At 35.8% G+C, this 11843-nt stretch carries 8 protein-coding genes; 4 read left to right on the top strand and 4 right to left on the bottom strand.

Translation table 11 applies throughout. From position 1 onward, the window contains the following. Positions 1–642 (bottom strand): ParA family protein, encoded by a 642-nt coding sequence (locus tag CFPU101_RS08555; RefSeq protein WP_206814938.1) that lies wholly within the window; start codon positions 640–642, stop codon positions 1–3. Between the two features lie 42 nt (positions 643–684). Then, the gene (locus CFPU101_RS08550; protein ID WP_206814937.1) at positions 685–1368 is read right to left on the bottom strand and encodes a hypothetical protein; all 684 of its coding nucleotides are present in this window, start codon (positions 1366–1368) and stop codon (positions 685–687) included. Between the two features lie 602 nt (positions 1369–1970). On the opposite strand from CFPU101_RS08550, the gene CFPU101_RS08545 reads away from it, so the two are divergent. Beyond that, positions 1971–3389: a ShlB/FhaC/HecB family hemolysin secretion/activation protein gene (locus CFPU101_RS08545; RefSeq protein WP_206814936.1), complete on the top strand. Its 1419-nt coding sequence runs from the start codon at positions 1971–1973 to the stop codon at positions 3387–3389. Here the strand turns inward: CFPU101_RS08545 and CFPU101_RS08540 are convergent. Next, a complete protein-coding gene (locus CFPU101_RS08540) occupies positions 3357–5819 on the bottom strand; it encodes a filamentous hemagglutinin N-terminal domain-containing protein (protein WP_206814935.1) in 2463 nt (820 codons plus the stop codon). The genes CFPU101_RS08545 and CFPU101_RS08540 overlap by 33 nt on opposite strands. Positions 5820–5832: 13 nt before the next feature. On the opposite strand from CFPU101_RS08540, the gene CFPU101_RS08535 reads away from it, so the two are divergent. Next, on the top strand, positions 5833–7170 hold the full coding sequence (locus tag CFPU101_RS08535) for a cytochrome P450 (RefSeq protein WP_206814934.1): 1338 nt from the start codon (positions 5833–5835) through the stop codon (positions 7168–7170). A 29-nt stretch (positions 7171–7199) separates the two neighbouring features. On the opposite strand, the gene CFPU101_RS08530 is transcribed toward CFPU101_RS08535, so the two are convergent. Next, on the bottom strand, positions 7200–9230 hold the full coding sequence (locus CFPU101_RS08530; RefSeq protein ID WP_206814933.1) for a CHAT domain-containing protein: 2031 nt from the start codon (positions 9228–9230) through the stop codon (positions 7200–7202). Here CFPU101_RS08530 and CFPU101_RS08525 point away from each other — a divergent pair. Then, positions 9214–9750: a hypothetical protein gene (locus tag CFPU101_RS08525; protein WP_206814932.1), complete on the top strand. Its 537-nt coding sequence runs from the start codon at positions 9214–9216 to the stop codon at positions 9748–9750. The genes CFPU101_RS08530 and CFPU101_RS08525 overlap by 17 nt on opposite strands. After that, entirely contained in the window at positions 9734–11752 is a 2019-nt protein-coding gene (locus CFPU101_RS08520) for a CHASE2 domain-containing protein (protein ID WP_206814931.1), read from the top strand. The genes CFPU101_RS08525 and CFPU101_RS08520 overlap by 17 nt, the downstream gene beginning before the upstream one ends. Positions 11753–11843 lie beyond the last annotated feature (91 nt).

The raw sequence follows: 11843 nt of genomic DNA, 5'->3' as shown, positions 1-11843 counted from the left end.
CTATTTCTTTGACTGCTCATCTAATACCTCTAAAACTTCCTTAAATAGCCTCTCAAACTCACTAGCTGATTGTTTAGCTGACTCAGAACGCAAATTCCAAACAGTAGTTCTCTGCCCTGGGGCATCCATAATACATTGACGATCATAAATAATACTTTTTAGGACAGGAAAACCCGATTCTTGAAGAACCTGTATCGAATCACGTAAAAGAAGCGTCCCTTTTTTAGCTTGATTAAGAAACAAAGAAACTAAAGGTTTACCCCCTCTAACTTCCTGTCTTTGACGGATTAACCTCAATGTTTCTGCTGTACTATGAAGATCAAGCCCCGATTGCTTACAAGGAATTAGAGCTAAATCACTGCGATCAAGTAAAACGCTAACAATTTCTCTTAAATTTCCTGGAGCATCCACAATTACATAGTCAAAACTTTGAGCTAAAGGAGACAAAAGATCAAATAATTCATCTGGATCGCTAACCACCCGACAGGGTAAATTTAAAAATTGTACCCAATTAGCACTGCTTTTTTGGCGATCAGCATCAACGACAATTACTTTTGAATTGACAGATAACCAGTAGGCAAAATGAACAGCAGTCGTTGTTTTTCCTGCCCCCCCTTTTTGATTGACTAAAGCTATAATCATTAACTTGTGAACTAAATTAAAAAAGCTTTTCTAATTTTACAACTATTCTTCAATTTCATTAATCGCTTCAACTTCTGATTCTGGTAAATTAAGTCCTAAATGACGTATAACAACACCATCTAACTCAGTATCATAATAGACATTCGGAATCGTTAAAGACTTGGTAGCTGAACCCTCATAATAAAAAAAGCGAAAGGATTCAACCGATTTCTTTTTAGTTTTATTTTTATAAATACGCCACTTCGATTTAGTAAAAAGAGCAAAATGATTATCAAGAACTTTTTCTAAATCTTTAAAATCAAAAGGAGACTGAAAAAAATATCTAATGCCATAAACCATATAGTTTTGAAGTAATTCAATATTTTTTTCTCGACCAAGCGCAAACAAATCAGGAATTAAGCTTGATTCCATCGTTAGTTGACCAACAAATGTTAAAAACGACTCAAGTTCAGGCTGCTCTGTAATAGAACCTTGAATCTCAATTAAGATTCCGTCAAAAGGTTGGAGCGAATTATTTTCAAAAGTATAGGCTAAGGGAAGACAATTATGCAAAGCGATTAATTGCCTAGCTTTGACAAAAGACTCACAATAGGTAAAAATATATTTAAGTTGCAAATTTTCTAAAAGCTTTAAATCAATTCCCAAGGGAGGATTAAATCTACTCAACAATAAAGATACTCGCTCTAAATTGGTGTCAATATATAAAATATGTCGAATTTTAGACATTTTTTCTTTTTAAACTAAGCATTTTAAGTTTAAATATATAAAATCAATTAGTCAACATTAACCCTCGAAAAGATTAGCGAACAAATTTACTATTAAGATTAGCAACTTAAGCAAATATTGAAACGATTAACTTAGCTATTAAAACTTAGTGATTAAATTTAATGTAGAAAAATAAATTTTGCTATACCTCAATACATACTAATCATCTTACAACAAATTTCAATCAATGCTTTTAAAAAAATTAAAAAAAGCTTCAAAATCATTAATTAGACAACAGAGCAAAAAGAAGAAAAAATCAAGAGACAATTTTTACAAGAAATATTAATTGATTGCTTATCTGCTTATATATTTAAACATTTATTTATTAATTTGAATAGAGTTTCATGATACGATACAGTTTAGTTGTACTAGGCAATGTTATACTGTCTAATGATTTAAGCTTAATTAGAAAATATACACCTAAAATAATCGCACCTATACCCGCTATTATTAACAATAAACAAACTGATTGTGAAAAACATCAGCTACATAAAAAAAAATGTTTAGTATCATCGTACACAAATGAAAATACTAAAAGCAATAACACAAGACTATTGCGCGAAGTGTTGCTGAAAAATAATACGGTCTTTACTCAAGAAGAAATTAATGCGATCGCCGCTCCCTATCTCAATCAACCCATTAATCCTGAACTCTTCCTCGAACTTCAAGATAAACTAACTCAAGCTTATGTAGATCGAGGTTATTTCACTTCTTTTGTTGTTATCGAGGGACAACCCTCTGGAGGAACACTCATCTTTAATGCAATTGAAGGAATAGCCATTGTTAACGTGAATGGTTCAGGGATACGAGATGACTACATTAAATCAAAACTTGAACCTTTTCTAGATCAACCCTTACAAAAAGAACGCTTAGGAGAAGGATTGAGTCTACTTTTAATCGATCCATTGGTTAAAAATCTGCAAAATACAATTACACCAGGGGATCGCTTGTCTGAATCAATCATTAACGTCAATTTTGTCCCTCAACCGAAGTGGAACATTGGAGCCGAAATCAGCAATGACGAAAATTTTACCGTCGGTTCTTGGGGGATTCGAGGTTTTATCGAAAACAACAACATTGCAGGGGGAGGCGAACAATTTAGAGCCGAATACAAAGTAACCGAAGGATTAGATCGCTTCGTAGTAGGTGCAACCATTCCAATCCTTCCTACTCGTTCTAGAATCGAATTAACTTATCAGCAAAGTAATAGCAATATCATCGATGGCTTTTTCAAAGATTTTGACATCAAAAACGATAGCTATGTTGCCTCATTTCGTTTTACACAGGCGATCTGGCAAAAATTCAATGAATCGCTCGATTTTAGTTTTGGTGTAGATCATCGAGAAAGCCAGAACTTTGTTTTAAACGATAAGTTATTTTCTAATGTCAGATTAACCGCAATTCGACTCGATCAAACCTATATTAAGCGTTCGGCCAAGAGTTTAGCGATCGTTCTTTCTCAATTCTCCATTGGCTTATCCAACCAAGAAGTAGACAGTACCTTTTTCCACTGGCAAGGGCAGGGACAGTATCTTTACAATTTTGGTATCGGACAGGTTTTTACTCGCCTTGCCTTACAGTTAACTCCTCAAAGTTTACCAAACATCGAGCAGTGTGCGATCGGAGGGAGAAACGGGAACCAATTCATTTTCGGTAATACAGTCAGAGGCTATACTACCAACGCTCGAACTGGAGATAGTTGTATTGCGGGTACACTTGAAGTACGGTTTCCTTTTTACAAAACGAATGATGTTGAGTTTAGTGGTTTTCCTTTCTTGGATATCGGCTACGTGTGGAATACCAGAGGCGGAAGTGCTGACCCACAAACTCTCGTTGGAACTGGGGTCGGAGTCAGGTTAAGTTATAGAGATCTACTCCTCATCCAAACCAATTACGGTTTTGCCCTTAATGATACTAATAGTGGTTTCGATGATCTGACTCAAGGGCTATCATTCTCGGTTCTGGGGCAATTTCGTTTTTAGTATATCCTGACAGGTTAACAGCCGAACTCGTCCATCAGGTAAATTTTCTATACTGATTGCTTGATTCAACGGGATCAGATCGTCAAAGGTTCTTCCTGCACGATTGACATCCCTCACAATTTGACCCTCTCCAGTTTGAGTTAACCTTTGTCCGTAGTCGTAACAGGCTTTTAAAGCGACCTGCGCTAGAGAGACAGAAGTTGGAATTTCGACATTGGTAACATCGAAATTGTAGGGAATGGTATCAATATTAATCGTGCCATCAATTCCTAACCGGGAACTAGCAGTAATCGAACTGTCTAAGGTTTTAAAGATAACTAAAGTTCTCAAATCAATATTACCTCCATTTCCTTGAATCGCATCTGCTGTAATTTGACTTCCATCTATTAATAATAAAGAACTATTTAAAAAGATATTACCTCCATCTGAGGTAGTGCCTGCAATAGCTGAGATCGAACTATTATTAGAAAGTCTTGTGAGATCGGAAATTATATTAATATTTCCTTGTTTACCAGTCCGAGTCGCTGCGGTAATATTTCCTTGGTCTAATTGTAGATTCTTTGTTTTAATGTTGATCTGCCCGGCATCACCTAATCCATTATTTCCAACACTAATAACGGCTCCATTTGAGATAGTTAGCTGAGGAGTAGTGATCGTAAGCCTACCAGCATTTCCAGTTGGCAAAGGAGCTATTGAAAAGAAATCCCGTAAATTTTGTGTTGTTGTATAACCTGCGGAGCTTATTGTACTGGGAAATCGTGAATCTTGATCAGCAACTCCATCTAACGTAATTGACTCGGAAGCCGAAATAAATGAACTTCCTGCATTACTTTGAGTATATGTTGAATTTGAGATTTCACCTCCGTTACTCAATTTTAATTTAGTGGTCTGAAGGGTTAGATCGCCAGCATTTCCAGTTGCTTGTCCCGTTGAAACTACTTTAATTGAGCTTTGTAAGAACACATTAGGAATAATTCCCGACAAACTGATTAAATTATTAACTTTTAGATTAATATTACCCCCTTTCCCAAAAGCAAAAGTTGTTGAAGAAAGTGAACCACCCTGTTCAATAAAAAGATCATTAGAGGAAAGCGAAATCAAACCTCCATTTCCTTGAGCAAAGGTACTTGTATTAATCGAACTAAAAATAGCTTGTCCTATTGAAATAAATTCAGGAATATTAGCATAACCCAGAATTTGTACATTCTGAGCCTTAATGATAATTTGTCCTCCCGTAGCTTCACCAAAAGTTCGAGTGGTAATTTGCCCCCCGTCACTAATTTTTAAATTTTCTGTATTAATCGTAATAGCTGTGCCTTGTCCTTGAGCTAAAACTTCTGATAAAATAAAGTTAGGGAAAAAAGAAGTAATAACATCACCAATCTTGACAGTTCTCCCTTGACTGGTAAAAATAGGGAGAATAATTGGATAATTTTCAGGAGTTACTAAAGTTTTTAGTGTCAATCCACCATTAATATTTAGAGCAGATAGGCTTAGATAGATTTGACTTTTTTCACCCATGACTTGCTGACTCAAAATACCCGAGCCACCTTGTAAAGTCAATTGATTTGCAGAGATATTAATTTGCCCATTAAAGCTTCCACTAGCATCTAATAAAGAGGCTGAAGTTAAGTCTACATTTTTAAATTTTTGCACTTCTTGATAAGAAAAATTATTGCTTTCCGAAAAGCCCGACCATTTAACAAACCCCTGGTCAACTGAAGCAACTTCAATGTGACCTGAAGCTTGCACTACGCCTCCTGATAAAGTAACATTTCCTCCAATTAAGGCTAACGTTTTTGAGGTTGGAACGCTTAAAAATGATAAAGTAGGAAATCTCTGAGCAGGAAGAAACGCCCTCAAGTTCACGTTATGTCCATATCCTTCAACTCGGATGGGTTGATTATTGCCAAAAAAGTCCAAACCAATCGGAACACTAATTGTCAAAATTGATTCTAAAGAATTGTTGTTAGAACTAAATAAAGTCCTATCAGCAAAACGAATGCGATTAGCTGTTGTAGCTACGAAAGAACCATTAACATCTAAAGACGCATTGCGCCCAAAAATAATACCATTTGGATTAAGAAGTAGTAAATTAGCATTACCCAAAACTCCTAAGCGTCCTAAAAGTTGAGAAGCTTTATTTCCTGTAATTCGGGTAAAGATAGAGTTTATTCCTAACGGATTGTTAAAATAGACGGCTTTTCCTAGATCAATATTAAACTCATGAAAACTATGAAACAAGTTAGTTCCCCTAGAGGCTCCTCCTTGAATTACAGAACTAGGTAATTCCTTAATTATTTGCTCAGGAACGACAATTGATGATTCATTACCTAACGTTTGATCGGGAACTATCTGTCCTTTGACAGCCGATAAAGGTGTAATCGTTATGCTTATAATAAATAAAATAATTAACTTATTGAACTGCATTATTTTTAAAACTATGTCAAATTCTAGTATTTTAACTCATTATCTACCTGATGGGCCAAAAAGTCCGCTACTATTACAAAGATTTCAAATTTTAACGTCACCTTTAGAAACTTTAGATCATTGGTCTAAAAGCTATGGTGACATTTTTCGATTAGGAGGGAAGGATAATCCTCCGATTATTTGTATTAGTAATCCTAATGCTATTAAATCAGTTTTAACTGCTTCTTCTGAAGTTATTAGCTCAGAACAAACAAGTGATTTGATTAAGCCGCTAATTGGCACGAATTCAATTTTATTTTTGAATGATAAAAATCATCAAAGAGTAAAGAGAATTATGCTTCCTGCTTTTGCCCAAGAGCAACTTAAAAACTATCAAGATTTTATGATAAAAATTACTCAAGACTGTTTAAATCAGTATGATAATAAGCAAATTTTTTTAGTTCGCTCTCTAACCCATCAAATTACTTTACAAATTATTTTAAAGCTAATTTTCGGAGTTGAAGCAGAAAAGCATCGAGAGCTTCAAGAACTTCTGCTGCAATTAGTTCATCTATTTGATAATCCTCTCTTTTCCATTTGTCTTGCCTTTCCATTTTTTCAAACTCATTGGGGAATTTGGGGTGATTATCAATTTTTGCGTCAACAAATCGATCAGTTTATTTATCGAGAAATTAGTGAACGTCGAGCCAAAAAAGAATTTAGGCAAGATATTTTAAGCTTACTCTTACTAGCACAGGATCAAGAAACAGGACAAAGCTTAGACATAAAAGAAATTAGAGATAATCTAATGACCCTAATTTTTGCAGGTTACGAAACGACATCAGCCGCTTTAAGTTGGTCGCTTTACTGGACTCACTACTTACCGAGCATCCGTCAAAAGCTATTAATGGAATTAGATTCTAATCAAGGAAGTAACAAAAATATTTCTCAGCTTACTTATCTTAATGCTGTATGTCAGGAAACTCTTAGATTATATCCGATCGCTATTAGCACTTTCTCAAGAACAATTAAACAACCTTTTCGACTAGAAAGTTTTCAACTTGAACCAGGAACAATAATTAATATTTCAATCTACTTAGCTCATCACAGGACATCAGCCTACCCAGAGCCAAAACAGTTTAACCCCGAACGATTTTTAGAGCGTCAGTTTTCACCATTTGAGTATTTGCCGTTTGGGGGCGGCGAGCGTCATTGTTTAGGCGCAACTTTTGCTCTGCAAGAAATGAAATGTATTTTAGCGACAATTATTTCATCACTCAATCTGGAAATAATCAATCCTGAAAAACTATCACCTGTCCGTCATGGCATTGCAATGATTCCCCCTAAATCATTGTCTATGAAAGTTATTTAAAGAAAGTGACCGCGAAAATCGCAGGTAGTTTATTCATTAGTTAAAACAAGAAAACCTGCCCAGGCATGAGGATGTAACGACGGATTGCTAATTGCCTTCAATTGAGCTTGCCGAAGTGAATCTTCATAATTCTCCGTCTGCTGCAAATTCTGGTAAAACTCGATCATAAAATCAGTAGTAATATCATCGTCTATTCCCCATAAACTCCCCACCGTCGTAACAATCCCTGATCGCAGTCCGATCCCTGTTAAGCCCAAAATCGCCACCGCATTACCTGAAGCAGTATCGCATCCTGCCAAATTTAAGAAAGCAATTTTACCTTTCCTATTACGAAGAATCCGCTCAAAATCAAGTAAAGAAATGTCCTGCTGTCCTAGTGAGAAGATGCTTTGCTCGATATTGGGTAAAATTCGGTTTCGAGTAGCGATGTGTAGGACATCATAGGAGCGATTTTGTAATCTTTGAGAAAGGGATTGCTCGGTTAATTCTTGCCCTGAAAGGATATCCGCCGACAGGATTTGACTTAACTCAGCCACTTCCCGATTGACATTTTCTAAAATCTCGGTTGATGTTTGACTTGACCCTGCCACTAAAGCCGTTCTAAGGCGTTGATTGGGTTCTTGGAGTTTAAAACCTAATGAATAGGCAATTTTGTACCGTTCCACCAAAAACTGCTTCCCATCAATCAAGGCAGCCATCGGAATCGTTCGGAGTAACCCATCTTGGACAAAAATCAGGCGTTTTTTATCAATAAGTAAGCTTTCTATAGGACGAATTAGTAAATCATAAAGTTTTCGCCCATCTTCAATATAATCATTATCTGTTGGATCTGATAAAGCCAACCGCCACTGATAGAGTAATTCATCCAGTTGCGCTTTAGGAATTGCAATTGATTGTGAAGTGTACCCCTGTGGGGTTTGAAGGATGATTAATAAGCGATCATCTAAAATAACCGTGTAGATATAAGCCGTATCCTTCTGAACTTTTGAAGTAACTTGAGATTCCACATCACAAAGACTTTTGAAATATGAGTCCAACTCACTTAAGGTACTCAGTTTTTGAAGTTGAATCGCCTCTTTTAAAGTTTCTTGATCAAGAGAAGGCGAATTTAACAATAGAGCCAAATAATCTCGTAAAATTGACTGTATTTCTTGAAAAAGTAAGGGATCAACCCGATAACCCGCCACCGTTTTTCTAATCCGTTCAATCGCCGCAACGGATAATCGATAATTCAGTTTCGCACGTTCACGATTTCCTTGTTTTAAATAAGCTTTGGCTAAATCACTTGAAGTCCGAGCGATCGCTAAATGATCCTGTGCCTGATTCGCCGCCATTCTGGAGCGATCTAAAGAAATGATCGCCTCATCCACCAACCCCTCGTGTAGCTGTTGCCTTCCTAGTGCGCTATAAGCCCAAGAAAGAAATCGATGCTGATTCAAACGTTGGGCCACTTCAAGAGCCGCTTGAAGCTCCGAGACAGCAATTAACGTTTCAACTTTTTCTTGGGAATCTTCACTCTTTTCGATTTTCTTTCGTATCGGATCAAGCTCGACTTCTTCTGGATTTAGTTGAAAAAGAAGAACAGAAATTTCTAAGTCATCTCGATTATTACGTGCTAAAGTTAGAGCTAGTTCACGATCACTCTCTATTTTTTCTTGTAAATCTTGTCTTGATAAAGGATCTTTTTCAGTCGTCAATTGCCATTCATAATATTTAATTCTCTCTCTCAATGCTTGAATATAATTCCAAATTAAACGTTTTTGTGTTAGGTCTTGAAAATTTCCAATTGACTCTTTATAGAGCGTAATTGCTTGATCATAATCGCCAACACGGGCTGCTAAATTAGCTTCCAATACTTTTTTATAAGAAGTATTAGAAATCTGCTCTAGAAGCTGAGTTACCCTTGACAAATTCCCCAACTCAAGATGATTTTGAATTTCTTGTATTAAAATTCTATCTTTTGTGCTATCTCCTAAAGCATTAGGTGACGGTAAGATACTGAAAAATAGAATTACTAAAGATTTAATTAATAAAATGTTCAGGTTGTCTAAATTAACCATTGCTTTACTCACTAGCTTGTTAGCCGCAAATTCAGTATCCGCCAATAATTTCAAACCTCAAGAATCTCCCCCACCCAGAAAAGGAGCGCAGGGTACTAGAGGATGTGGAATTCCCATTGGCTCATTGTTTTTATACGGTATCGGTAATCAAACATCAACATCGGCCCTAACTCAACAACTTACCCTTGAGATTAATACAAGCCTACCTCAAATTCTATTTCAAGTTGTTTCGGAACGGGAGGAATCGGTTAAGATCACGATCAACGAAATACAAGGAAAATTTCAACGTTTTTTAGTCTTTGAGCAAGTTATTTATCCAAAAAACCACGAATATACAGTCGTCAACTTACCGCAACTTCATTCTAATAAATCTTACCTCCTAACTCTTAACTTACTTTGCCAAGGACGACCTCAGTATGGAAAAACCATTAATACCTGGCTCAGTTGGGTAAATTACCCAACACAAGTTAATCTGTTTATTCAAAGCCAAAGTCGCAAACTAGATGAAAATCAGTATTAAACGCTTTAATCGCTCGAAATATTTAATTATAATCCTATCAATCACGCTATCCTGCATTTTATTTAGATTAATAGGATTATTTGAACCAATTGAACTGAAGCTGTACGATTTTTATTATAGACTAGCTCCAACTGAGACACCTGATGAACGGATTGTACTCGTTGGAATCACGGAAGAAGACATTGCGAACCTCAAAACTAATCGACTGTCGGACTGGCAAATCTATCGAATTCTAGCCTTTCTAAAAAAAGCTCAACCAGCAGCAGTTGGAATAGACATTTTTCGAGATCACCCTGTTCCCCCGAATTACTGGGAACTAAAAGAGCTACAAAAACAAGAAATAAATGCTTTAAATAGCCCAGAACCTTTTGGACACTCTGAATTTATCTCGCTCATCAATGAAAACGCTAATTTTTTCGTTGTTGCTAATCAAGATGAAGATAAGAAAACTAAAAACGATAATGAAATTTTACCTCCGCCAGTCATCAATGAACGAATCACTGATGTTGGAATCGTTACAGATTCCGATGGTTGGCAACGGCGGGGAATGATTTACCCGATTACAATCGAACCTGCTATTCCAAGCTTAAGTTGGGCTTTGGCCCAAAAATACCTAGAATCTTTTAGCGCATCAATTGATGGAGTCCACCGCAACGACGATTACCATCTAAAAGTTAACCAGACGGTGTTCTGGAAATTCTTCAATTTCACAGGAGCCTACGTTACGGCAGATGATGGAGGATACCAATCTTTAGTAAAATGGCGTAAAAGCGATTTTAGGGTAGTAAAAGTCTCGGATATTCTTGAAAACAAAGTCGCTCCCAAACTTTTTAAAGATCGCATCGTGATCATTGGTGCTTATGCACCCAGTTTGAACGATCAATTTCTGACTCCTCTAAATCCTGAATGGTTCGGCGCACCACGTAAAATCAATGGGGTTGAAGCGATCGCTCAAGTGAGTAGCTATATTTTGTCGGCAGTTCTTGATAAGCGACCAACTCTATCTACTTTCCGAGAACCTTGGATTAGTTTGTCAATTTTCGTTTCATGCTTATTGGCAAGTTTATTGAGTAGACAAAAATTGCTTAGGAGTTCTATCATCTTTTTAACCTTCTGTAGCTTATACGTTAGCATCAGCTATTTTCTTTTTCTAAAAGGCTATTGGATACCTGTCGTCCCCTTAATAATCGCTAGTTTTATAACTCTAACTTTTAATTTTTTATTAAACTATATCATCGAAATTAATTTACTTAACCAACAATTAGAAAAAACTATAGAAAATCAAAAAATTTATGAAGAATTTACCCTTTCTTGTAGTGATTTAACAAAAGAAATTAATCAACCTATCGAGATTCTAATTAATCTTAAAAATAATACTCAATTTGGTGGACAACACTATTCTGAACTAATCATCAACCTGATTAAACCTTATATTAGCGATGCTTCAATCTTGCAAACCTGTAGAATATTAGTCCATCGACTAGAAAATTTAATGATCAAATGTTCAGAAGCCACTGAACAACTCAGCTTTGTTCAAACTAAATACTTACCTTATTCAGAGCAACTCCTTCCTGACAAACCACTTTTTTCTTCTAGTGAACCTATTAAAGAAGCTATTCATGACATTAAATACCATTTATATAACAATTATCAGATTTTACTTGATGACTGGTTAATACTTGAAATAGAAGACAACTTTACTTGGACATTTAATATAAAGATACTAAGTATTGTTTTGATGAGAATCCTAGATGAACCTTTCTACTATTTTCACCTTTTACCCATCAGACAACCCACCAAAGACTTTAAGATTAAAATTATACAATTTACCAATTTCTCCCAAAACATCAATTACTTAACCATCGACATCAACACACTCTACCGATGCAGAAAAAGCCGCCTTAGAAACAGTCAAACACTTCTAAGCAACTATAACACTTCAATTGACTGTAAAATTGTGAACCATCAGATTCAATGGATAATGGCTACAAGTCGCTCATAATAAAGATTTACAGGTTTTTAACTTTTTTTTACATTTTTATGGCTTTTTTTTTACATAGTCTGCTATAGTTAGTTATAAAAAGTGGGCTTTT

The organism is Chroococcus sp. FPU101 (assembly GCF_017312365.1).
Classification (GTDB): domain Bacteria; phylum Cyanobacteriota; class Cyanobacteriia; order Cyanobacteriales; family Microcystaceae; genus Chroococcus.
This window is presented reverse-complemented; position numbering and strand designations above follow the sequence as displayed.

Coding starts and splice junctions, on each gene's coding strand:
- CFPU101_RS08550 (WP_206814937.1), bottom strand. CDS start 1,368: ATGTCTAAAATTCGACATATTTTATATATTGACACCAATTTAGAGCGA.
- CFPU101_RS08520 (WP_206814931.1), top strand. CDS start 9,734: ATGAAAATCAGTATTAAACGCTTTAATCGCTCGAAATATTTAATTATA.
- CFPU101_RS08555 (WP_206814938.1), bottom strand. CDS start 642: ATGATTATAGCTTTAGTCAATCAAAAAGGGGGGGCAGGAAAAACAACG.
- CFPU101_RS08535 (WP_206814934.1), top strand. CDS start 5,833: ATGTCAAATTCTAGTATTTTAACTCATTATCTACCTGATGGGCCAAAA.
- CFPU101_RS08540 (WP_206814935.1), bottom strand. CDS start 5,819: ATGCAGTTCAATAAGTTAATTATTTTATTTATTATAAGCATAACGATT.
- CFPU101_RS08530 (WP_206814933.1), bottom strand. CDS start 9,230: ATGGTTAATTTAGACAACCTGAACATTTTATTAATTAAATCTTTAGTA.